Below are 22375 nucleotides of genomic sequence, written 5' to 3' on the forward strand. Positions count from 1 at the left end.
GGCAGTGGAGAAAGGATAACGAACGCAGGAGCGTGACGAGGTGGAAACGAACGATTGCGATTTCTCTCCTTTGAAGGAGGAACTGAAAGAGAAGCTGAAAAGCTTGGGCGAGGAAGTTGATCATATTGCGAACGTTCTGGACCGTGAAGAAACGTGTCTTTTGAACGATTTCGAACAATTAAAGCGAAAATGCGGCGAGGTAGAATCGCTGGCTTCTACTTTCTATTTAAAATGTTACCTTTCTTCCTTTACGGAAAAATATGCGGAAATTGCGGCCTCCGTGCGCAACTTGTCCGAACGAAGGCATGGGGCGCTCTTAGCGGTGCAAAGGTCGGAGCCTTTGGACCCGTTCGTGACGCCCGGCATACCGGTTAATGCCTCACTAACGCACTCGCTGCTCGAGTCGATCTTTGTTCCGGGCAGCCCGCTGCATGACGGAGCGGTTTTGATTCAACAGAACATCATTACGTCCGCCACCAATGTACTGCCGCTGTCCCAAAGAGTAACGGGTCAGAAAAAGCTGGGAACAAGACACCGAGCGGCATTGGGGTTAACGGAACGATGCGACGCGCTGGTCATTGTCGTCTCGGAAGAGACGGGACAAGCTTCGTTCAGCATTCATGGAAATATGTATCCTTTTACCGTACATTAGTGACCAAGGAAAAAAGTTACACATCTGTCCATAAAAAGTTTACTATTAAATGCAGAGCGAACTTTTGTGGGAAGAGGTGTTGCACATGAACGATTTGCTATGGCCGGAAGGCGCCCCGAACGCGATGGGGACGGAGGCGGAGGATCAGCCTGCGATCGAAGCTTATTTGGTTTCGTCTTCTGAAGGAGCGGCGCCATGCGTGCTTGTATGCCCGGGCGGCGGATATTGGGTCCGCGCGGAGCATGAGGGCAGGCCGATCGCGCAGTGGCTCAATTCGCTCGGGATTTCCGCGTTCGTGCTGCGTTATCGGGTGAAGCCTTACGGGTACCCGAACGCTATATTAGACGCGCAGCGCGCGATTCGCACGATCCGGGCGAGGGCGAACGAGTGGAATATCGATCCCGATCGTGTCGGCGTGCTCGGATTTTCCGCAGGCGGGCATCTGGCCGCATGCTCCGCCGTGCTGCCGGCCGTTCAAGCGGGGGACGGGGGCGATGCAATCGATGCGCACGGCAGCAAGCCGAATTTGGCCGTACTTTGCTATCCGGTTATAACGTTCCAGGAGCCTTATTTGCACGAAGGCTCGATGATCGCGCAGCTGGGCGAACAGCCGGATGAGGCGCTTCGAGACTTGCTGTCGTGCGAGCTCCAAGTGGACAAGGATACGCCGCCGGCTTTTCTTTGGCATACGGCGGACGACAGCGGCGTGCCGGTGGAGAACAGCATGATGTTTGCGGCAGCGCTGAGCAGAAGCGGCATACCGTTCGAGCTGCACATCTTTGAGAAGGGCAGGCACGGACTCGGTCTTGCGGAGGACGATGCAAGCGTCGGCCAATGGACCGCCTTGTGCGCCCGGTGGCTGCAGTCGAACGGCTGGACTTCCGGAACCGATGCCGATGCTAGTGACCGTTGAGCGGCGGAATGGAATGTAGAATCGGTTGCGCCGCATGCTGCATCGCAGTTTCGATTTCGTCTCCGATTCCCGGTATGCCGGAGGGGAAGCCCGCGGGCGTTCGGTGCGTACAGCTTACGGAGAGTAATCAGTGCAAGCTGTTCGGCAAGCCCGAGCGGCCGGTTGTTTGCAGCAGCTTGGCGGCATCGCCGGAAATGTGCGGACCGACGAACGAGCACGCGTTTGCGTACTTGGCGAAGCTGGAGGAAGCGACGGCTCCGACGGCTCCGACCGGATCAGAGTAAGGGCTTTCGTAATCGGGGGATGGAAAATATTAGGTTGTAGGGGCGTTTTTTCGTATGTATGAGCTGAAAACAAAAGAAACCGACAGCAGCGTTATTGAATTTATTGAAAATGCAGACAGCCCGAAAAAGCGGGAGGACGCGTACAAACTGCTGGATGTTTTCACGGAGGCGACGGGGTATCAAGCTAAGATGTGGGGACCGAGCATTATCGGATTCGGAGCCTACCATTATAAATACAATTCCGGTCATGAAGGCGATGCGCCGTTAGTCGGATTTTCGCCCAGAAAGGCGAAAATCAGTCTTTATTTTGCGCCTGGCGACACGGAGCGCGATGCTTTGTTGAAGGATTTCGGGAAACACACGGCAGGAAAAGGATGCGTATACATCAATAAAGTTGAAGATATTAACGTCGATGTTTTGCAAGCGTTAATTAAGCAATCCGTAGCGTATCTGCAGAAGACTTACCCGCAAGAACAGTGATTGGCACCAATAGTTGGTGTTATCGCGGGGTAACCGCCGCGCGACCGACTTAGTACCAAAATTTGTTGCTAACTCTGCCACTTTACCGCCGCGCGACCGACTAAGGACCAAAAACTCTCATGTCCATGCAGACACACCAGGTATGAAACTGTAAAGTATGTTTTAAAGACGGATCTTCTACGATGATGGGAATGGCAGGTCAAAGGTCGAACCGATTTTTGGCTGTACTGTCGGTGCTTCCGGCGCTTCCGGTACTGCTGATGTTTCTGGTATTGCTGATGCTTCCGGTATCGCCGACGCTTCCGGTGCTTCCGGTATTGCTGATGCTGCCGGTATCGCCAGTTACCATTTCCGGAACTGACGCGAATCGCTTTGGCGCTAACGGAACCGGTTGTCCGCTAATTTTGTCGAAACCGGGTAAAAGGGCTCGTTAGCGGAACCGAATGTCCGCTAATTCGCTTGAATCGCCGGTAATTGGCGGTTTTCGGGCGATTAGCGGACAACTTGTTCCGTTAATTCGCAGCTTTTAGGGGTAAGGCGGTTTTTAGCGGACACGTTGTTCCGTTATTTCCGGCATCGCAAACCGAATGACAGGGACGCTCCGGCATTAGCACCAAAAGTTGGTGCTAACGTAAATAACGGTCCGATTGCCTTACACGAATGAAAGGCAGCCGGACCGTTTTCCCATTTACACGCTGCAAGCGCAGTTGAGCACCGGCTTGCGGGCGGCCGTCGCTTCGTCGAGGCGGCGGACGACCGTCGTATACGGTGCGTTCTTCACAAGCTCCGGATTCGTCTTCGCTTCATCTACGATATGGATGAGCGTATCGATGAATTGATCGAGCGTTTCCTTGCTCTCCGTCTCCGTCGGCTCGATCATGATGCACTCCTCGACGTTGAGCGGAAAGTAGATCGTCGGCGGATGGTAGCCGAAATCGAGCAGCCGCTTCGCCATATCGAGCGTACGCACGCCGTACGGCTTCAGGTTTTTGCCCGACAGCACGAATTCGTGCTTGCAGAACCGGTCGAACGGCACGTCGAAGTGCGGCGCCAGCCGGCGAAGCATATAATTGGCGTTCAGCACGGCGCACTCGGACACCCGCCGCAAGCCGTCGGGGCCTAAGGTGCGAATATACGCATAGGCGCGGACGAGAATGCCGAAGTTGCCGTAGAACGCTTTAACGCGGCCGATGGAGGTCGGATTATCGTAGTCAAGATAATACAAACCGTCACTGTCACTATCACTCCCGCCGCCGCTGCCGTCCTCGCGCTTTCGAACAAGCGGCTTCGGCAGGAACGGAATGAGCTTCGACTTAACGCCGACCGGTCCGGCACCGGGGCCGCCGCCGCCGTGCGGAGTGCTCATCGTTTTGTGAAGGTTCAAATGCACGACGTCGAAGCCCATGTCGCCCGGCCGCGCGATGCCCATGATCGCGTTCGAGTTGGCGCCGTCATAATAGAGCAAGCCGCCGGCCTCGTGCACAATGCGAGCCATCTCTACGATCTGCTCTTCGAACAAGCCGAGCGTATTCGGATTCGTCAGCATGAGCGCCGCCGTGTCCGGGCCGACCGCCGCCCGAAGCGCTTCGAGGTCCACCAGGCCGCGCTCGTTCGACGGAATCGTAACCGTCACGTACCCCGCAGCAGTCGAGCTTGCCGGGTTCGTGCCGTGCGAGGAATCGGGCACGATCACCTTCGTGCGCCGCTCGCCGCGGCTTTCGTGGTAGGCGCGAATAATCATCAGCCCGGTAAATTCACCGTGCGCGCCGGCGGCAGGCTGAAGCGTCACCTGATCCATGCCCGTGACGGCCGCAAGATCGTTCTGCAGCGTATAAAGCAGCTCCAGCGCACCTTGGATCGATTCCTCGCTTTGGTACGGATGGATCTTGGCGAAGCCCGGGTAGCGCGCAACGTCCTCGTTAATTTTCGGATTGTATTTCATCGTACAGGAGCCGAGCGGATAGAAGCCGTTATCGACGCCGAAGTTACGGCGGGAAAGCGACGTATAATGGCGAATGACGTCCACCTCGTACACTTCGGGCAGCGCCGCATCCTCTTTGCGGAGTGCGGCAGCCGGAAGCAGCTCCGATGCATCAACCTCAGGCACGTCGCATTCCGGCAGGGAATAGGCGGCCCGTCCGGGACGATGAAGCTCGAAGATGAGCGCCTGCTCGTGCTCGCGGGAACGGGTATGGCCAACATCAACGCCGGCCGTAAAAATCATATTCGAATCGCTCATGCCAGCAAAGCCTCCAATCCGGACGCGAATGCGTCGATGTCTTCCTTCGTGCGCCGCTCCGTAACCGCAACGAGCATGTGCCCGGCGAGCTCGGGGTAATCGCGGCCGAGGTCATATCCGCCGATGAAGCCGCGCTTCAGAAGCTCGGAATTGACCGCGCCCACATCGCTCAATCGCTGCGGAAGCTTCACGGCAAACTCGTTAAAGAAAGGGGAGCGGAACGCAATCGACAATCCGGGAACCTGCGAAAGCCGGCGAGCCGCGTAGTGGGCTTTCTGCAGGTTCAAATTGGCGACCTCTTTCAACCCTTGCCGCCCCATAACCGACAAGTAGACCGAAGCGCAGAGCGCAAGCAGCGCTTGGTTCGAGCAAATGTTGGACGTCGCCTTCTCGCGGCGGATATGCTGCTCGCGCGCCTGCAGCGTCAGCACGAAGCCGCGCTTGCCTTCGCGGTCGACCGTCTGGCCGACGAGGCGGCCGGGAATGCGCCGCATGTGCGCTTCGCTTACGGCGAAGAAGCCGCACGTCGGACCGCCGAACGCGGGGGAGATGCCCAGCGGCTGCGCGTCGCCGACGACGATGTCCGCGCCGAGCTTGCCCGGCGCCTCAAGCAGCCCGAGCGCCAGCGGATTGGCGCTTACTACAAACAGCGCGCCTGCGCTGTGAGCCATAGCAGCAAGCGCCGCCAAGTCCTCCACGCATCCGAAGAAGTTCGGATATTGCACCATGACGGCGGCGGTACCTTCATCGATCAGCGCGCTAAGCGCCGCCAGATCCGTAGCGCCGTCGACTACTTCAGCCTCGGCGATCGTAAGCCCGAGGCCGCGAGCGGTGACGGCGAGCACTTGCCGCGCTTCGGGATGCACCGCCCGCGAAACGACGAGGCGGCTGCGCTTCGTCGCACCCGCAGCCAAAGCGCCCGCTTCCGCCAAGGCGGTTGCTCCGTCGTACATGCTCGCGTTCGCCACCTTCATGCCGGTCAGCTCGCAAATGTACGACTGAAATTCGAAGACGGCTTGCAGCTCGCCCTGCGAAATTTCCGGCTGATACGGCGTATAGGCGGTGTAAAACTCGGAGCGCGAGACAATATGGTTGATTACGACAGGCACTTGGTGATCGTATAAGCCTGCGCCGAGAAAGCTCGCATAAGTATCCGCATCGGCGTTCTTGGCAGCTAGGCTGCGCATGTGGCGCTGCAGCGCCGCTTCGTCCAACGCTTCGGACACTTCCAGCCTTCCACGAAAGCGCACCTCCGAAGGAATGTCGGCGAACAGCTCCTCGACGGACGCGGCTCCGACAGTTTGCAGCATTTCCTTCTCGTCCTGCTCCGTCATCGGAATGTAACGGTGTTTTTTGCTCGTACTCGTACTACCCATCTTTGCGTTCCTCCTGTCGTGTTTCGTGATTCCGTCCCTTCTTGTAAAACGGGGCTTTCACGATTTTAGCCCGGAGCAGCTTTCCTCGGACGTCGACGAGCACCTCGCCGCCAAGCTCCGAACGTCGGCTGTCGATTAACGCGAGCCCGAGATTCAGCTTGAGCGTCGGCGACTGCGTGCCCGTCGTCACTTCCCCGATCAAGTCGCCGTCCGCCGCGTAAACCCGGTAATGCGAACGCGGGATGCCGCGGTCGATCATTTCGATGCCGACCAGCTTGCGCGGCACGCCTTGCTCCTTCTGCTTCGCCAATGCATCGCGGCCGATAAAATCCTCTTTGTCCAGCTTCACGAAAAAACCCAAGCCCGCCTCAAGCGGGGAGATATCGGGAGACAGCTCTTGCCCATAGAGCGACAAACGCGCCTCGAAACGGAGCGTGTCGCGCGCTCCCAGCCCCGCCGGCGACAGTCCGAGCTCCCGACCGGCTTCCAGCAGCGCCCGCCATAGCGGCGCCGCATTGTCGGCGGCAACGTACAGCTCGAAGCCGTCTTCTCCGGTATAACCGGTTCGGGAAATCAGCGCCGCGACACCCGCCACCTTCGCGCCTTCGACAAACCGAAACGGCTGCAGCCCGGACAAATCAACTTCCGTCGCGGACTGCAAAATCTCCTCGGCATGCGGCCCCTGCAGCGCCAGGAGCGCGGTTTCATCCGACACATCCGCAACGGTAACGGCGAAGCCTTCGGCATGCTTTCGCATCCATTCGAGGTCTTTGCCGATATTGTTTGCGTTAATGACGGTCATATAGCGGTTTTCGCCAAGCATATAAACGAGCAGATCGTCCACCGTCCCGCCGTTCGGGTAGCACATGATCGAATATTGCGCCATACCCGGCACAAGCCGCTCCACATCGTTCGTAGTGAGTCGTTGCAGGAACCTTTTGGCATCCTCGCCTTCAATCAGCACTTCTCCCATATGCGAAACGTCGAACAATCCGGCGCGCTCCCGCACCGCTTCATGCTCCTTCATGATCCCTTCGAACTGCACCGGCAGCTCCCAGCCGCCGAAATCGATCGTCTTGGCGCCATGCTCGGCGTAAATCGGGAAGAGGGGGGTTCGCTTCAGTTCCGGCATCGATTACGTACTCCTTCCTGAAATACAAATGGTGGTCGTTATTTGAACACAAAAAAGGACACAGCTAAAGACACGTATTGCTTACCAATACATCCCCTTAGCTCTGTCCCTTTTACCTGAGAGTTACCTCGCGACGGCCGACTGAAAGCTGCCGCAAGTTTCTCCTTTGGCGACCCGCCCTGTTCGAACATGCGAATGCTCTCCAGAGCCGCGTCCGATAAAGGTCCTTTTGCCTGAGAGATTCACCCGATTCGAGGGCTTACTCCTTCGGCGCCGCCGTCCGCAAAGCTGAAGAAACGGCAATCTCTCCCTATACCATCATCCGCAAGTATGAAATTTTTACACACTCCTATTATCCGCCAAATGCTGGAACTGTCAAGATTGATGCAACGAGTTTTTGTTAAAATGCTTTCCACTAATCCACACTATGAAAATATTCCGCACATTGACACCGATGGCCTAATCGGATATATGATGATATTGGCTATAAAGCGCTTACTTCTCTGAAACCATTCGAGGTGGATCCGATGCGGTTTAAAAATGTGTTTTCGATCATCGGCCCGGTGATGCTCGGCCCGTCGAGCTCGCATACGGCCGGCGCGGCGAGAATCGGCTACGCGGTGCGGGCTTTGCTTGCGGAGCAGCCGCAGCATGCAGTCATAACGCTATACGGCTCGTTCGCGGAGACGTATGAAGGGCACGGAACCGATCTTGCGCTGGCCGGGGGTCTGCTGGGGCTGCAGACGGATGACGAGAAAATAAAAGACGCACTTTCGTTAGCCGAAAGCAGCGGCATCGATATTGAATTCCGCATCGGCAAAGGCGCCGCGCAGCATCCCAACACGGCGAAAATCGAAGCTAAAGGCGCGAGCGGCGGTGTGGAGGTTATAGGCGCATCCATCGGCGGTGGAAATATACGGATCGTATCCGTCAACGGCTTCGAAGTCGAATTCGGCTCGGAGCTGCCCGTCATCGTGCTGACGCATGAGGACAGACCGGGCGTTCTGGCGAATGTGACAAGAATATTGAGCAAGCACGGGATTAATATCGGATATATGGATGTCGACCGCAAGAGCAGGAGCGGGGAAGCGATGACCGTACTGGAAATTGACGGTGATATCCCCGTTGAAGCGGAATATGAGCTGTGCGGGGCAAAATGGATTCGCGATGTACGAGTGGTTCGGTGGGAGCAGGAATGGGCAGGCCCGAACCCGACCCGGACCCGGCTCAAAGAGGGGGAAGAAGCATGAGATTTCGGACGCTGAAGGAGCTTTCGGAGCTGTGCGCCAAGGAAGGCTTGAGCATAGCGGAGCTGATGCTGCGGGAACAGTCGGCGGAGTCCGGCAAAACACCGGAAGCCGAACGCGCAACGATGCTGGAGTATTATCGCGTGATGAAAGAAGCGGTTCGCCGGGGATTAACCGAAGATACGACGTCCCGAAGCGGCTATACCGGCGGCGACGCGCAGCGCGTCATGGAGTGGGCGAAGCGCGGGGAGCCGTCGTCCGGCGATTGGGCGTCGAAGGCGATGGCGTACGCGCTCGCCGTATCCGAGGTGAACGCGTCGATGGGACGGGTAGTCGCGACGCCGACCGCCGGCAGCTGCGGCATTATTCCCGGCGTGTTCGTCAGCTCGCAGGAGCGGTTCGGCTGGGACGACGAACGGCTCGCCGACGGCTTGTTTGCCGCAGGCGCCATCGGCTTTGTCATTGCCAACAATTCGTTTATTTCCGGTGCGGAAGGCGGCTGTCAGGCCGAGGTCGGTTCGGCGATCGGGATGGCGGCCGGAGCGCTGACGGAGCTGCGCGGCGGCACTCCGGCGCAGGCGGTGCATGCGGTCGGGCTGGCGCTGAAAAATACGCTGGGACTCATCTGCGATCCGGTCGGCGGCTTGGTGGAAATTCCGTGCATCGTGCGCAACGGACTGGGGGCGGTAAACGCATTGGCAGCGGCCGACATGGCGCTCGCCGGCGTGCGGAGCGTCATTCCGTCCGACGAGGTGATCGGGGTCATGTACGAGGTGGGCAGCGCGATGCCGGACAAACACCGGGAGACGGCGAAAGGCGGTCTTGCTACGACGCCGACCGGCAAGCGGATAATGGAGGAACTGAGGAGCCGGAAGCGTACGAACGTGAAACGGGAGGACGAAGCATGAGCGAACGGGAAAAAGGATCGGAGACCGAAGCGGAGCTGCAGCCGATTCCGGATCATATCCGGGAACGGCTTGCCGTGCTGTTTGTCGGCTACAATCCGAGCATCCGCTCCAGTCAAACCGGACACCATTACGCCAATCCGAGCAACCGGTTCTGGAAAATGATGCATCTTTCCGGCGTCATGCCGAGACTATACGCCTCACACGAGGGCGCAGAGCTATTGAAGCTAGGCTTCGGCTTTACCAATATCGTTCCGAGGCCGACCCGCGCGGCGGATGAAATTACGAGGGAAGAATATGCGCAGGCCGTCAGGTGCTGCTCCGAAAGCTGGAAACGTATCGTCCGGCGATCGTATGCTTTATCGGCAAAGGGGTGTACGAGCAGTTTTCCGGAAACAAAGGACGCGGGTGGGGGTTCCAGCCGGATGAGCATGTGCCCGGCGTGAGGGAGTTTGTCGGCCCCTCCTCCAGCGGCCTTGTGAGGCTCAAGCTGGAGGAGATGGCGGACATATACCGCGAGCTTGCGAAGGAAATTCAAACCTACAGCAAATAAAAGCCGATGCCCATAATGAGATAGGCGGCAAGCAGGGTCAAGCCCTCGAACCAGTTCGTATCCCCGTCGTTGGAAATCGCAACCGTAAGCAGCACGGAGGCGGCCATGGCAATGAGCTCCGGCAGCGAGAAGACGAGCGGCATCCGCGTATCGAAAAACATCGAAACGAATACGAGAACGGGCGCCACGAACATCGCGACTTGCAGGGTCGAACCGACCGCAATTTCCACGGCGATGTTCATTTTGTTTTTAAACGCGAAAATAATAGCGGAAGCGTGCTCCGCCGCGTTGCCGACGATGGCGACGATGATGACCCCGATGAACAGCTCGCTCCAGCCGAACCGTTCGGCTACGCCGTGGAACGTATGCACCAGATTCTCGGAAACGTAAGCGACCGCGATCGTTGCCGCCGCCAAGACGGCGATGGACAAGCCGCGTCCCCATTCCGGCTGCTCATCGTGGCCGTGATTTCCATTCTCATCGGAGGTTGCATAGACGCCCCGGTGCGTGACAAGCTTGAAAAACAGTGCGGCTAAATAAAGCAAAATGAGTACGCCGGAAACGCCTAAGCTTAAGGTGAACGTATCCTGCTCCGGCATATTGAACGAAAACACTTCGGGGATGACGAAGGCGACGATGACCGCAAACATGAGCAGCGCCGAGTTATGGCGGGCGTCATACACATTAAATTCTTGACGCTTGTACTTTAGTCCCCCTATAAAGAAAGAAAGTCCCGCCACAAGCAAAAGGTTTCCGAGCACGGAACCGGTCAACGAAGCAAGGACGACACCTACTAATCCTGCTTTCAAAGAAAAGATCGAGATGATCAGTTCTACGGCGTTGCCGAAGGTGGCGTTGAGCAGTCCGCCGATCCGCGGTCCGGCTACGATCGCCAAGCTTTCCGTCGCGCGCCCCATGTAAGAAGCCAATGCTATGATGGTAAGACAGTAAATCAGGAACATCAACGTTTCCGACCAGTGCAGCAAGCTGCCGGCGATCGACAGCGGCAGGCCGGCTGAGAGCAATATCAGAAAAAATTTGTTTGCCATGAAACAGGGCACCTCTCCACGAAAGTTTTTTTCTCGTATTATAATGGTTTAGCCGAAACTTTGGAAGAATATAACACGGTACGAGCGCATTTATCTATAAGCATTTTTACGGGGAGGCGGGCGCTAGTGAGCTTGGAAGCGAAAGAACGACAGCAGGAGGAAGAGCAGCTCCGGAACGTGCTTCGGATGATCGACGAGGAAATCGAAGAAGCCGCGCAAATTGCCGGAGGGAGAAAAGAGCAGCTCGTTACGGGCAAAAAGGAGCTTTGGGAAGAAGTCGTATACGATACGGACGATTGGTTCGAGGCGGCGGCCCAGTTAACCCAGCAAGCTCAGGAATTGTCCCAGCAAGCTACGAGCTACCGGCTTGCAAAAGGCCGCGCCGAACGATTGGAGCTGGTCAAGTCGTCGCCGTATTTCGGCCGGCTCGACTTTAGGGAATCCGGAGAGGAGGAACTGCTTCGCATTTACATAGGCACGATGTCGCTGATCGACGACGATACGAACGAAGTGGTCGTGTACGATTGGCGTACCCCTGTCGCAAGCATGTACTACGATTACGGGCCGGGTCCTGCGGAATATGAAGCCCCGGCGGCAACGATCAAGGGCGAAATTACGCTGAAGCGGCAATATGTCATTCGCGGCGGAAAGCTGCTGTCCGTCTTCGACACCGGCGTGACGATCGGCGACGACATGCTGAAGCAGATGCTCGGCCGAAACACCGAGCCGAGAATGAAATCGATCGTTACGACGATTCAGCGGGAGCAAAACCAAATCATCCGTAATACGCAGCACCGGTATTTGTTCGTGCAGGGCGCCGCGGGGAGCGGAAAAACGTCGGCGGCTCTCCAGCGAATCGCCTATTTGCTCTACCGGCACCGCAACAACTGGTCGCCGGAGCAGGTGGTGCTGTTTTCGCCGAACGACGTGTTTAACGATTACGTATCCGGCGTGCTCCCGGAGCTCGGGGAAGAGCCGATCCCGCAAACGACGTTCTTCGATTACGTATGGAGCCGGCTCCGCGGCATTCGTCCGCCGGAGCATCCGTACGATCAATTGGAATTCGTATACTCGCCGGAGAAACACGACGATTACGCGCAGCGGATGGCCGGCATCCGTCTGAAAGCTTCGAAGCATTTCGCAGACGTGCTCGACCGGTATGCGGCATCGTTGGATACGGACGGGGTACGGTTTCTTTCGATCAAGCGGAAGGAAAAGACGCTCATCGGGGCGGAGCGGCTAACGCGCATGTTTTATGAGGAGTATGCGAACAAGCGCATTCCGATTCGGCTGGCGAGCATGCAGGAGAAGCTGCTCGAGGAGCTCGGCGAGCTAGAGAAGAAGTCCGCTGTGACGCTTTACCGCAAAATGCTGAAGGCGCCTCAATATTTGGGCACCGAAGACGAGCTGAAGCGGTTAAGCCTCCGGAAGGCGAGAAAGGCGTACGAGCCGGTTCGCGAAGACGTGAAGCAGTTCCGGTTCGTCGATATTGCAGGCACGTACCTGCAGCTGTTCGAGCGGGAAGGGACGTACGAAAAGCTATGCGCGGAGCTGAAGCTGACCCCGTCCGCCGATTGGCCGGACGCCGCCGCGGATACGCCTCGCAGGCTGGACGGCGAGAAGCTGCCGTACGAGGACGCCGTACCGCTGTTATATTTGCTGGAGGCGTTTCACGGGGCGTCCCGCAGAAACAGGATTCGCCACGTCGTCGTCGACGAAGCGCAGGATTACTCGCCGCTTCAATGGTCTTATTTGCGCAGGCTGTTTCCGAACGCCGGCTTTACGGCGCTCGGCGACATCAACCAGGCAATTCAAGGCTCGGGCGTCGAGCGCGGGCATCTGGAGAGCGAAACGTTGTTCCCGGCGGAGGAAACCGCGACGATCCGCCTGCTTCGAAGCTATCGCTCCACGAAGGAAATCGTAGACTTTACCCGAGGCATGATTCCCGGGGGAGGAGAGATCGAGCCGTTCGAGCGGAGCGGAGAGGCGCCGGCATGGGAGAGGACCGAGAGTGCGGAAGTAACGGCGCAGCGTACGGCCGAGCTCATCGAAGCGCTCCGGCAGGAAGGTATGAGCTCGATCGCCGTCATCACGAAGACGGCCGCAGAATGCGACGAAGCGATGCAGGCATTGCCGTCTCAGCTCAAGATCAAACGGCTCACGAAAGATTCGCAGAGCTTCGAGTCGGGCGTCGTGGCGCTGCCGTCTTATTTGGCGAAGGGCCTTGAGTTCGACGCGGTCATCGTCTGGAACGCCGGCGAGCATCGGTACGGACGCGAGGAGGAGCGGAAGCTGTTCTATACCGTCTGCACGCGCGCGCTGCATCGCCTTCATCTGTTTTATAACGGCCGTCTTACCCCGTTCGTCGTCACCGAATCGCCATAATGTTCACCGGTTTGTCACAACCGGAAATCGCTTCGGTTGGATATGATAAATAAAGAAAAATATGGGAGTGCGCGGGGAGAACAAATCCGGAAGAACGGGGTGTTTCTTCAATGGAAAATAAGACGGAGCGGCTCGAGCAGGCGAAAGAACAAATGGAACGGTTCGCGAATGCAAAAAAATTTGAAAAAGAAATGCGGCACGGACGAGGACCCGAGGTTCCCAAAAACGTTGCGGAAGATGCGGCAAGAACGATTGTTACCGAACGTCAGCTGAACCATTGGATGGACGAAGCGTTCGCGGAGTGCGAGAAGAACGGCGGGCTGGACGACATCAAGGGGAAGGGCAAGCCGCTGGAAATCCAGACGGGAGATGCGTTGTACGGAGTGCTCAAGAACGCGAACGTGCTGCCGCAATGGCTGCAGCTGCAGCATGAAATTCGCGACCGGCTCATCCAGCTCGAGAAGCTGATCGATTCCGGAATCGCTGCGGGCATGGACGGCGAACTGGCGGAGGTCAACAAAAAAATTTCGAAGTACAACAATTCCGTGCCTTCCCATTTGTTCCAAAAACCGTTGGTGTCGAAGGAATCGTTAAAACGTCAGCTGAAGCAATATTGGGTATAATTTCCGTTTCGCCGATTTCCTCCTGCGGGTAGAGCGCCGCTGCGATGTATGGTACACTCGGTGCATGGCTTTCTTAAGGAAGGGCGCGCGTTTCCGCCCGAAGGGAGGAGTCTTCCGGTTGTACAATGACTTTCTGCAGCTGAAATCGCTCGAGGGCGAATTGAAAATGTCCCACAAGAAAAAGGATTTCGGCATCTCGGTCTCAACGAAGGAGCTCGTTTATCAGAAGCCGCACGTCAATTACTATATAAAACTTGAAGATATCGTGAGCATCATCCCGTACGAAACGGTCGGAAAGCCGGTTCGGTTCGTGTCGAGCCGCAGCTCCGGCAATGAAATTGCGAGCATGGACATCGGACAGCATCATTACCGGATTTACGCCAAAAAAGCGGTCATGCACAGCCGAAGCGGCATTTTCGACATGGGGGCGACCGAGTTCGTCCTGCCGATCGCGAAAGATTTGTTGACTTACGCCGCCCATTACGGCGGTCTGAATACGATTTAACGAGAAAAGACCTCAAGCGAGGTCTTTTTGTATTAGAAGTATTGCGACTGAAACTTCCCCAGATCGTCGGGCTTTCCGACGATGAACAACGAGTCGCCGGGTTGAAACTTTTCGGCGGGCATCGGGGAAACGATCGGGTAGTGCAGATGTTCGCGGTTGATGATGAGCACGGTCACGCCGTACTTTTTTCGCAAATCGAGCTCTTGCAAGGAACGGTGATGGAAGGCGGCCGGCGCTTTAATTTCGATTCCGCTGCAATGCGGCGAAAGCTCCACGAACTCCATCAAACCGGGCATGACCAGCTGTCTGGCCGTCCTTCTGCCGGATTCTTCCTCCGGATAGACGACGCCGTCCGCGCCGACGATTTCGGATAAAATGTCCCCGCGGAACCGGTCGTTCGATTTCACGATGACATGGCGGCAGCCCCGCTTTTTCAGCTTCGCCGTAATAAATAGGGAGGCTTCGAAGTTGGTCGCCATGGCGACAACGACCGCGTCGAACATTTCCACATTGAGCTCGTCCAGCACCGCATCGTCCGTCGCATCCCCTTGGACGACATATTGGGCGTATTTCTCCACCGGCTCAAGCAGCGCCGGGTTTCGGTCGCAGCCGACGACGTTGTGTCCCAAGCTGTAAAGCTCCTGCAGTACGGTGCTCCCGAATTTCCCCAGCCCGATCACTAAATATTGCTTTCGCATCATACGCAAGTTTCCCCCTTATCCGACAATGATTGATTCCTTCAAATAATTGAGCGCCCGTTTGCGCGGCTTTACCATACTGTAAATAATCGAAATGATTCCGATGCGGCCGACGATCATGAGCAGCGCGATAAACACCTTTGAATGCGGCGACAAATCAGCCGTGATTCCGAAGGAGTAACCGGTGTTCGTCAGCGCGGACATCGCTTCAAACGTGACGGCCATCGGGTCCAGCGAAGGCTCTGCGATCAGCAGGAAGAAGCAAGCCGACAAAAACAAGCCGAGCATCAAACAAAATACGAGATACGCCTTCTGCACGTCTTCCTCATACAGCGATTTGCGAAATATGACGACGTCCTTGCCTCCGGAGAATGCGCTTATGCCTTTGGAAATCAAAATCGCAAACGTTGTTGTGCGAATGCCTCCGGATGCGCTGCTCGAGGAGCCGCCGATAAACATGAGAAACAGCATAATCATGACGCTCGCGGGCGCCATTGCCGCGATATCGGTGTTTGTAATTCCCGCATTGCGCGCTCCGACGGACAGAAACAGGCTGTTAACGAGCTTGTCCGTCGCGGAAAGCGGACCGAGCGTGTTCGGATTCGCCCACTCCAGCGGAGCGAATACAAGGATGCCCAGCAGCAGCAATGCGCCGTGAACGAGCAGATTCACCTTCGTGTATAAGCTTTTTTTCTTTTTCCGAAGAAACAGCAGCTCCCATACGGTCGGAAAACCGATTCCGCCGAGCAGGACAAGGAGGGAGACCGCCGATAAAAACAGCGGGCTCGCCGCAAACCGTATCACCGAGCCGCCGTATAAATCGAAGCCGCTGTGCGTAAACGAGGAAACCGAAGTAAAGATCGTCTTCCGGAGCGCCTCGGAAACGGAAGGCTCTTGAGCGAGTATGTCGGGCAGCAGCAGACAAACTCCTATTGTTTCGGATACGAGGAAGAACAACGTAATAAAAATGACAAGACGCCTTACGTTCCGCAGGCTCCGCTGATTTTGCTCCAAACCCATGAGCGTAAGCTGCGGCAAGGACGCTTCCCGCTGCATCAGAAAAATATAAAAGCCGATGGTGCCCATTACGCCGATGCCGCCGATTTGCATCTCCAGCACTAAAATCCAGCTCCCGGCCGCGGTCAGCGCGTCAGAAACCGTGACGGTCGTTAGTCCGGTCGTGCTTAAAGCGCTGGAGGATAAAAACCAAGCGTCGAGAAATGTGAGATTTCCGGTATGGAATACGGGAATGCAGTAAAGAAAAGCAAAGAACAAGCTTAACGATATGTACCCGGCAGTAATGATTTTAAAAGGGGAGCTTGCAAACGAAATTTTGCTCAACTGAAATGCCACGCCTCTCAACTTGATCGAAAGAACCGGCCGGCTTTCCGCAGATTCTTGCGTACATTTTACCATAACCGAGAAGGAGGATTATAATAAGACTTATTTGATCGAAGGTGAGGATGCCGGTGAAGGAGCAGCTTGAGCACTGTGCGGCGCGCCTGCGAATGCTCGGAATGGACGGCTTTGCAATTTCCGTATTGAGGGGGCCGTTCGCCGCCGATGTGCTGACGGTCGCGCCGGACGGAGGAGCCGGTCCTGCGCGTTTGATTTATAAGCAGCCGGCGGAAGGCCGCCGGAACGAAATTCCGCTTCTGAAGCGTTTGGGCGATTTTTTGAAGCCGTGGGGGCCGGTGACGGTCGCGATGTTTGAGGACGAGCCGCAAGCGATGCTGACGGAGTATGCCGGCGAGCCGGTAATGGAAAGCTATTTGGCTTCGCAACCGGAGGGACGGCGGTTGTGGCTCCGCCGGATCGTCTGCCGTCTCGCCGCGCTGCATGCCGCTTCCTCCCCGCATGTGTCCCGATGGGTAAGCGAAGGCTTTGTCGAGCCGTATCCGTTCAGCATGGAGTGGCCTGCCTTGACGTCCGAACGGCTGCTTGCGCTGGAGAAAAGCGGCGTGCCTTACGATATTGGGGGGCTTCGGCGGGACGTACTGTTTATGTCGGAATCGTTTTACCCGTTGTATAAAAAAAGCTTGCGTTGTCCGCCTGCGCTTACACACGGAGATCCGCATATGCGCAATATTGTGGGGGACGAGAATCGATTCGTGTTTATCGATTGGGAATGGGCGAATGCGGCGACGCCCCCGAGAGATATCGCCATTCTGCTGCAGGATGTGCGCGACGATGCGCTTGCCGAAGATGCGCTTCTTGTTTATACGGACGAGCTTTTGGCTCAAGGATACCCCGCCGGGCGAGCCGATGTGCTGCACGATTTCGAGCTTGCCTTGATCGACAATACGATCATGATGCTGGCATGGGACGCGGAGCTGTATTTCAAGGGGGAAACGACCGCCGAAGAGCTTTGCGTAACGCTCGGCATGAAACGAAGAAGGCTGCAAACCGCCTGGGCGCGGGCGTCGGGAAGACTGAACCGGTGAGGGACATTTGAAATCGTTTGATTTCGTCTTGTATACTGCAAGCATACGGACATACGCAACGAACGAGAAAGTAGGAACCTGTTATGGCTAAACGCAGCGTTAAACATACGGCAACAATATCATTGGGAGTCATGGGCGCCGGATTTTTGGCGACGTTTCCGATCGCGGATACCCCTTACGGCATTTTGCTGCAAAGCGGCTTTGAGGCGGGTCTGGCCGGCGGTCTGGCAGATTGGTTCGCCGTCACCGCTTTGTTCCGCCATCCGCTCGGGCTGCCGATCCCGCATACCGCGCTGCTCCCGAAAAATCGGGAAAAAGTGACGAACGCGTTAGTGAACGCAATCCAGACGAACCTACTAAATAAAGAAAGTATTATAGAAAAATTGAAGGGTGTAAGCATCGCGGAAAAGATCGTTCAGGCGGTTCGCGGACAGCTAAAGAATGAAGAAACCGTATTGCGGATCGTTTCCGCAGCGGAGTCGTATGTTCGGCAAATCGATACGGAGGCGGCGGCCAGGGCGCTTGCGCCGGCCGTGCGGAGCATCGTGAGAGAGCTGGACGCGGCGCCGCTGGTCGGCAAGGCGGCCGAGGCCGCACTGTCGAGGAAGCTCGATGAGACGGCGTTCGATTACGTGCTGACGCAGGCGGAGCGGTTTGCCGTACGCGAGGACACACGGATTCGAATGGGGGCTATGGCGGCGAAGGCGCTTGAGAACGTGCAGCTCGGCGGGTTCATGGGGTTTGCTGTCAACGCTTTTGCCGGGTATATGAATCCGGACCGGCTGGGCGGCATCATTCAGGAGTTTTTGCTGTCGACCATTCAAGACATGAGATTCGACGCGAATCCGTACCGTCAAGATGTGCTTCGTTCCATTCGGGGTACGATGGAGAACCTGCCTAATAATCCGAAGGCTATGGAGGAGATCGAGGCTTTCAAGCTAAGGATCGCCGAGAGCGAGGAGCTGGAACGGGCGCTAGCCGGGGCTTTGACCCGTGTGCAGGCTTGGGCGGCCGAGCGGCTGTCCGACCCTTCCTTCAGGGAGGAGAAGCTGCTGCCTTTCCTGGAGCGGTCGCTCGAGAAGCTGTCGGCTTCTCCCGGTACGATGGATAAGCTGAACGCATGGATACAGCAGCAGATCGGCTTGCTGGTCGAACGCAATCACGGAGCGATCGGGCGGCTCGTGAAGGAGAACGCGGACAAGCTCAGCAACGAGGAGCTGATCGACATGATGGAGGAGCATATCGGCAAGGATATCCAATGGATTCGGGTGAACGGGGCGATTTGCGGCTTTGCGATCGGGCTCGGACTCGGCCTCATCCGGCTGTTCATGTAAGCTGTATTAACCTAATTTTAAAGACTGTTTACGATAAAGCCGTTAACGGGCCGCCCGTTTCGGCTTTTTCTTTTCCCAAAAAGGAAAAAAGTAGTGTGCAACCATATCGTTTCCTGTTATACTATTTTCAAATTGCTGTTACATTTCGTTGCGTCACTTGGACTTCAGGAGGGAGAGGGAATTATGGCAGTTCTGCCAAAAGTGAACGAGCTCGGTTTTTTTGAAATCCGCTTGGAATCGATCGGTGGGCTGGGCGCCAACTTGGCCGGGAAAATGCTGGCAGAATCGGGCGTCGTTGGAAGTGGTTTCAACGGAGTGAGCTTTTCGTCCTACGGTTCGGAGAAGAAAGGCTCTCCGGTTAAGGCGCATATTCGCTTCTGCGATACGAACGCGGAAATCCGCGATACGACGCCTGTCGAAAGGCCTCATATCGTAAGCATTTTTCATGAAAATCTTTCGAAGACCGTGAACGTTGTCAGCGGCATCTATGCCGACAGCACTGTATTAGTCAACTCCGCGCGTACCCCGGAACAGTTGAAGGAAAAGTTGAAGCTCATCGGCGGAACGATCGCCGTCATCGATGCTACAGGTATTGCGCTCGAGGAGAAAAACCGCGTCAATATGGCGATGCTGGGCGCGATGTTCCGGCTGTGCGACTTCCTGGACGCCGACCACATGCGCGGCGTCATCCGCAAATCGCTGGAGAAGAAATACCCGCAAGCGGTGGAGCCGGCGCTTCGCACGTTCCAGCGCGGTTACGACGAGGTGAAGTTCCAGACGTTCGCTCTTCCGGAAGGCACCGAAATGCCGCTGCCGAAACGCTGGGATATCCCGGTGCTCGGGTACGAAACGCAGCCGATCGGCGGCATGGTCACGAACCCGGGGAACAGCATCCTGAAGGATTTGAGCATCTCGCGGAGCGGGATGATGCCGCATTTCGACGAAGACAAATGTATTCACTGCGCGGCTTGCGATACCGTATGTCCGGACTTCTGCTTTGTTTGGGAGGAGAAGGAGGATAAGAGAGGCCGTCCGCAAATGTTTCTCCAAGGCATCGATTACCAGTATTGCAAAGGCTGTTTGAAGTGCGTGCACGCATGTCCGACGGAAGCGTTAAACGACGCGCGCGAGACGGACGGTTACGCGGAAGAGCACCGCGTCCCTCATAGATTCAAATTAGCGCAGGTTCAATAATCTGTAAATCACGATTATAGGATGAGGTGAAACGCTGATGGCAATCGAGTACGATAAGGAAGTTTCCGGCGGCAAGGTCGAGCAGCGGATCGTATACGAGTCCGGCAACGAAATGGCCGCGTACGCCGCGCATCAAATCAATTACCATATTATGGGTTATTTCCCGATTTCGCCGTCTACCGAAGTGGCGCAGTTCCTCGACCTGATGAAGGCGAACGGCCAGCATGACATTAAGCTCATTCCTGCCGACGGCGAGCACGGCTCGGCAGGCATTTGCTACGGTGCGTCCGCAGCGGGCGGCCGCGTGTTCAACGCGACGAGCGCGAACGGCTATTTGTACATGCTCGAGCAGATGCCGGTTCAATCCGGCACGCGCTTCCCGATGGTCATGAACCTGGTTTGCCGCTCGGTGTCCGGTCCGCTGAACATTCACGGCGATCACTCGGACTTGTATTACGCGCTCAACACGGGCTGGCCAATTTTGATGTGCCGCGATCCTCAAGCGGTATACGATATGAACATTATGGCGATCAAGCTTGCGGAGCATTCCGACGTTCGGCTTCCGGTCATCGTCGCTTCCGACGGCTACTTTACGTCGCACCAGAAGCGCCGCGTACAGACGTTCGCCAATAAGGAAGACGTGCATGCATTCATCGGGGAACAACCGAAGAACTTCCCGCATGTGCTGGACCGCAATAACCCGATTACGGTAGGGCCGTACATGAACGAGCCCGATTACATCAACAACTGCTACCAGCAGTCGATGGCTATGTATCGGGCCGAAGAAGTGTTCGAACAGATCAGCAAGGAATACGAGAAGCTGACGGGCCGCGAGTATCCGATTCTCGATCTGTACCGGATGGACGATGCGGAGGTTGTGCTGTTCGTGCTTAACTCGGCGTCGGAAATTTCGAAGGTGGCGGTCGACAAGCTTCGCGATCGCGGCATTAAAGCGGGCTTGATCGCTCCGAACATGATTCGTCCGTTCCCGGCCCGGAAAATCGCCGATGCGCTCAAGAACGCGAAGGCTGTCGTGGTCGGCGACCGCGCCGATTCGTACGGAGGCCACGGCGGCAACATGACGCTCGAAGTGAAATCGGCATTGTTCACGCACGGCGTGAAAGACATTCATGTCATTTCCCGCATTTACGGGCTAGGCGGCAAAGACTTTTATCTCGAGGACGCAATCGCCTTCTTTGAAACGGGCGTAGAAGCGGTCGAGAAAGGATTTGTCGAGAAGCCGTTCGATTATTACGGCCATACGCCGGGCGACCCCGAGAAGGCGCCGAAGCGCGTCGTCGAGCCGATTCCTTACGAGGAATTGAAGACTGGCCTCATTACGGTTGAGAAGGATGCGGATTCCGGCAAGCTGAAAGTGAAGGTTCCGCCGGTCCGCTCGCTGACGAAGAAGCCGAAGCGGCTCGCTCCGGGCCACGGCGCATGTCCGGGCTGCGGCATCTTCTCCGGCTTGGAGCTGTTCTTCAAGGGCATCGAGGGAGATATCGTCGCTCTGTATCATACGGGCTGCGCGATGGTCGTTACGACAGGCTACCCGTATTCGTCGCATAAGGCGACTTATATCCACAACCTGTTCCAGAACGGCGCCGCAACGCTTTCCGGCGTAGTCGAGATGTTCTGGGAGCGCAAGCGCCGCGGCGAACTCGATCATCTCGGCTTGAAGGACGACTTCACGTTCGTCATGGTTACGGGCGACGGCGGCATGGATATCGGCATGGGTCCGGCGATCGGCTCCGCGCTGCGCAACCATAAGATGATCATTATCGAATACGATAACGAGGGCTACATGAATACTGGCGCGCAGCTGTCCTATTCGACGCCGCTCGGACACCGCACGTCGACGTCCAACGTCGGCAAGCATCAAGGCGGCAAGCTGTTCCACCATAAGGACACTCCGCAAATTATGGCGGCGACCAACATTCCTTATGTGTTTACCGGCTCCGAGGCGCATCCGCAGGATTTGCTGAAGAAAGCCGCGAAGGCGCAATACTATGCGCAGAACGAAGGCTTGGTCTACGGCAAAATTTTGATCACCTGCCCGCTGAACTGGCTCTCGGAAGAGAAGGACGGCACGGCCATTATCGAGAATGCCGTGAACTCCTGCTTCTTCCCGCTGTACGAGGTCGAGCAAGGCGTTACGACGCTTACGTACAATCCGGAAGACAAGTCGAAGCGCGTGCCGCTGAGCGACTGGCTGAAGCAGATGGGCAAGACGAGACATATGACGAAGCCGGAATACGAAGAAGCTTACAAAGCGTTCGAGAACGAAGTGGAGCGCCGCTGGAGCAGACTGAAAGCGAAGCACGAAAATCCGTACTTGTAATACGAAGGAGCCAGGATCATA

The 22375-nt window shown here is 56.6% G+C and carries 20 protein-coding genes, 1 pseudogene and 1 riboswitch; of the genes and pseudogenes, 15 read left to right on the forward strand and 6 right to left on the reverse strand.

Annotated elements, in window-relative coordinates; translation table 11 throughout:
* Positions 1–40 precede the first annotated feature (40 nt).
* The 5 genes from cdaS (at position 41) to PT964_RS05625 (ending at position 2763) form a co-directional block, all read left to right on the forward strand.
* Entirely contained in the window at positions 41–652 is a 612-nt protein-coding gene (gene cdaS / locus PT964_RS05605; RefSeq protein ID WP_274362345.1) for a sporulation-specific diadenylate cyclase CdaS, read from the forward strand.
* 85 nt (positions 653–737) lie between these two features.
* Positions 738–1565, forward strand: coding sequence for an alpha/beta hydrolase (locus PT964_RS05610; RefSeq protein WP_274362346.1), 828 nt, complete (start codon positions 738–740; stop codon positions 1563–1565).
* Between the two features lie 8 nt (positions 1566–1573).
* Complete coding sequence (locus tag PT964_RS05615; RefSeq protein WP_274362347.1) at positions 1574–1849, forward strand: YkgJ family cysteine cluster protein; 276 nt, start codon at positions 1574–1576, stop codon at positions 1847–1849.
* 54 nt (positions 1850–1903) lie between these two features.
* Positions 1904–2329 (forward strand): DUF1801 domain-containing protein, encoded by a 426-nt coding sequence (locus PT964_RS05620; RefSeq protein WP_274362348.1) that lies wholly within the window; start codon positions 1904–1906, stop codon positions 2327–2329.
* 182 nt (positions 2330–2511) lie between these two features.
* On the forward strand, positions 2512–2763 hold the full coding sequence (locus tag PT964_RS05625) for a hypothetical protein (RefSeq protein WP_274362349.1): 252 nt from the start codon (positions 2512–2514) through the stop codon (positions 2761–2763).
* Positions 2764–3017: 254 nt separating this feature from the next.
* Here PT964_RS05625 and gcvPB read toward each other — a convergent pair whose 3' ends face one another.
* The 3 genes from gcvPB to gcvT are packed head-to-tail and all read right to left on the reverse strand — an operon-like array spanning position 3018 to position 7076.
* Entirely contained in the window at positions 3018–4553 is a 1536-nt protein-coding gene (gcvPB, locus tag PT964_RS05630) for an aminomethyl-transferring glycine dehydrogenase subunit GcvPB (RefSeq protein WP_274362410.1), read from the reverse strand.
* Positions 4554–4564: 11 nt separating this feature from the next.
* Positions 4565–5944, reverse strand: coding sequence for an aminomethyl-transferring glycine dehydrogenase subunit GcvPA (gcvPA, locus tag PT964_RS05635; protein ID WP_274362350.1), 1380 nt, complete (start codon positions 5942–5944; stop codon positions 4565–4567).
* Positions 5937–7076, reverse strand: a complete 1140-nt coding sequence (gene gcvT, locus PT964_RS05640; RefSeq protein WP_274362351.1) for a glycine cleavage system aminomethyltransferase GcvT — start codon at positions 7074–7076, stop codon at positions 5937–5939. The genes gcvPA and gcvT overlap by 8 nt, the downstream gene beginning before the upstream one ends.
* Before the next feature lie 211 nt (positions 7077–7287).
* A riboswitch (glycine riboswitch) is annotated at positions 7288–7398 on the reverse strand.
* A gap of 205 nt (positions 7399–7603) precedes the next feature.
* Between gcvT and sdaAB the strand changes: the two genes are divergently transcribed.
* The 3 genes and pseudogenes from sdaAB (at position 7604) to PT964_RS05655 (ending at position 9781) form a co-directional block, all read left to right on the forward strand.
* The gene (gene sdaAB / locus PT964_RS05645) at positions 7604–8326 is read left to right on the forward strand and encodes an L-serine ammonia-lyase, iron-sulfur-dependent subunit beta (RefSeq protein ID WP_274362352.1); all 723 of its coding nucleotides are present in this window, start codon (positions 7604–7606) and stop codon (positions 8324–8326) included.
* Positions 8323–9231, forward strand: coding sequence for an L-serine ammonia-lyase, iron-sulfur-dependent, subunit alpha (gene sdaAA, locus PT964_RS05650; RefSeq protein WP_274362353.1), 909 nt, complete (start codon positions 8323–8325; stop codon positions 9229–9231). The genes sdaAB and sdaAA overlap by 4 nt, the downstream gene beginning before the upstream one ends.
* A gap of 35 nt (positions 9232–9266) precedes the next feature.
* Positions 9267–9781: pseudogene (locus tag PT964_RS05655) on the forward strand (mismatch-specific DNA-glycosylase).
* Here the strand turns inward: PT964_RS05655 and cax are convergent.
* Positions 9769–10830, reverse strand: a complete 1062-nt coding sequence (gene cax / locus PT964_RS05660; protein ID WP_274362354.1) for a calcium/proton exchanger — start codon at positions 10828–10830, stop codon at positions 9769–9771. The pseudogene PT964_RS05655 and the gene cax sit on opposite strands and share 13 nt — an antisense overlap.
* Positions 10831–10956: 126 nt before the next feature.
* Between cax and helD the strand changes: the two genes are divergently transcribed.
* From helD to PT964_RS05675, 3 genes are all read left to right on the forward strand, one after another.
* A complete protein-coding gene (gene helD, locus PT964_RS05665; protein WP_274362355.1) occupies positions 10957–13215 on the forward strand; it encodes an RNA polymerase recycling motor HelD in 2259 nt (752 codons plus the stop codon).
* Positions 13216–13325: 110 nt separating this feature from the next.
* On the forward strand, positions 13326–13838 hold the full coding sequence (locus PT964_RS05670; protein WP_274362356.1) for a DnaJ family domain-containing protein: 513 nt from the start codon (positions 13326–13328) through the stop codon (positions 13836–13838).
* Between the two features lie 118 nt (positions 13839–13956).
* A complete protein-coding gene (locus tag PT964_RS05675; RefSeq protein WP_274362357.1) occupies positions 13957–14343 on the forward strand; it encodes a hypothetical protein in 387 nt (128 codons plus the stop codon).
* A 32-nt stretch (positions 14344–14375) separates the two neighbouring features.
* Here PT964_RS05675 and PT964_RS05680 read toward each other — a convergent pair whose 3' ends face one another.
* Positions 14376–15044, reverse strand: a complete 669-nt coding sequence (locus PT964_RS05680; RefSeq protein WP_274362358.1) for a potassium channel family protein — start codon at positions 15042–15044, stop codon at positions 14376–14378.
* A gap of 15 nt (positions 15045–15059) precedes the next feature.
* Positions 15060–16382, reverse strand: coding sequence for a potassium transporter TrkG (locus PT964_RS05685; RefSeq protein WP_274362359.1), 1323 nt, complete (start codon positions 16380–16382; stop codon positions 15060–15062).
* 128 nt (positions 16383–16510) lie between these two features.
* Between PT964_RS05685 and PT964_RS05690 the strand changes: the two genes are divergently transcribed.
* From PT964_RS05690 to PT964_RS05705, 4 genes are all read left to right on the forward strand, one after another.
* Positions 16511–17485, forward strand: a complete 975-nt coding sequence (locus tag PT964_RS05690; protein WP_274362360.1) for a phosphotransferase — start codon at positions 16511–16513, stop codon at positions 17483–17485.
* Between the two features lie 83 nt (positions 17486–17568).
* Complete coding sequence (locus tag PT964_RS05695; RefSeq protein ID WP_274362361.1) at positions 17569–18819, forward strand: DUF445 domain-containing protein; 1251 nt, start codon at positions 17569–17571, stop codon at positions 18817–18819.
* Positions 18820–19002: 183 nt separating this feature from the next.
* Positions 19003–20013 carry a 2-oxoacid:acceptor oxidoreductase family protein gene (locus PT964_RS05700; RefSeq protein WP_274362362.1) on the forward strand — a complete coding sequence of 337 codons (1011 nt, stop codon included), beginning with the start codon at positions 19003–19005 and terminating at the stop codon, positions 20011–20013.
* 37 nt (positions 20014–20050) lie between these two features.
* Complete coding sequence (locus tag PT964_RS05705; RefSeq protein WP_274362363.1) at positions 20051–22354, forward strand: thiamine pyrophosphate-dependent enzyme; 2304 nt, start codon at positions 20051–20053, stop codon at positions 22352–22354.
* Positions 22355–22375 lie beyond the last annotated feature (21 nt).

This window comes from Paenibacillus thermotolerans, from assembly GCF_028745515.1.
Lineage (GTDB): Bacteria > Bacillota > Bacilli > Paenibacillales > YIM-B00363 > Paenibacillus_AE > Paenibacillus_AE thermotolerans.

What these genes read in the sequence shown, in the direction of transcription:
- PT964_RS05620 (WP_274362348.1), top strand. Translation starts at nt 1,904, where the DNA reads ATGTATGAGCTGAAAACAAAAGAAACCGACAGCAGCGTTATTGAATTT.
- sdaAB (WP_274362352.1), top strand. Translation starts at nt 7,604, where the DNA reads ATGCGGTTTAAAAATGTGTTTTCGATCATCGGCCCGGTGATGCTCGGC.
- gcvPA (WP_274362350.1), bottom strand. Translation starts at nt 5,944, where the DNA reads ATGGGTAGTACGAGTACGAGCAAAAAACACCGTTACATTCCGATGACG.
- PT964_RS05705 (WP_274362363.1), top strand. Translation starts at nt 20,051, where the DNA reads ATGGCAATCGAGTACGATAAGGAAGTTTCCGGCGGCAAGGTCGAGCAG.
- gcvPB (WP_274362410.1), bottom strand. Translation starts at nt 4,553, where the DNA reads ATGATTTTTACGGCCGGCGTTGATGTTGGCCATACCCGTTCCCGCGAG.
- PT964_RS05610 (WP_274362346.1), top strand. Translation starts at nt 738, where the DNA reads ATGAACGATTTGCTATGGCCGGAAGGCGCCCCGAACGCGATGGGGACG.
- PT964_RS05695 (WP_274362361.1), top strand. Translation starts at nt 17,569, where the DNA reads ATGGCTAAACGCAGCGTTAAACATACGGCAACAATATCATTGGGAGTC.
- gcvT (WP_274362351.1), bottom strand. Translation starts at nt 7,076, where the DNA reads ATGCCGGAACTGAAGCGAACCCCCCTCTTCCCGATTTACGCCGAGCAT.
- PT964_RS05680 (WP_274362358.1), bottom strand. Translation starts at nt 15,044, where the DNA reads ATGATGCGAAAGCAATATTTAGTGATCGGGCTGGGGAAATTCGGGAGC.
- PT964_RS05615 (WP_274362347.1), top strand. Translation starts at nt 1,574, where the DNA reads ATGGAATGTAGAATCGGTTGCGCCGCATGCTGCATCGCAGTTTCGATT.
- sdaAA (WP_274362353.1), top strand. Translation starts at nt 8,323, where the DNA reads ATGAGATTTCGGACGCTGAAGGAGCTTTCGGAGCTGTGCGCCAAGGAA.
- PT964_RS05670 (WP_274362356.1), top strand. Translation starts at nt 13,326, where the DNA reads ATGGAAAATAAGACGGAGCGGCTCGAGCAGGCGAAAGAACAAATGGAA.
- PT964_RS05625 (WP_274362349.1), top strand. Translation starts at nt 2,512, where the DNA reads ATGATGGGAATGGCAGGTCAAAGGTCGAACCGATTTTTGGCTGTACTG.
- cax (WP_274362354.1), bottom strand. Translation starts at nt 10,830, where the DNA reads ATGGCAAACAAATTTTTTCTGATATTGCTCTCAGCCGGCCTGCCGCTG.
- PT964_RS05700 (WP_274362362.1), top strand. Translation starts at nt 19,003, where the DNA reads ATGGCAGTTCTGCCAAAAGTGAACGAGCTCGGTTTTTTTGAAATCCGC.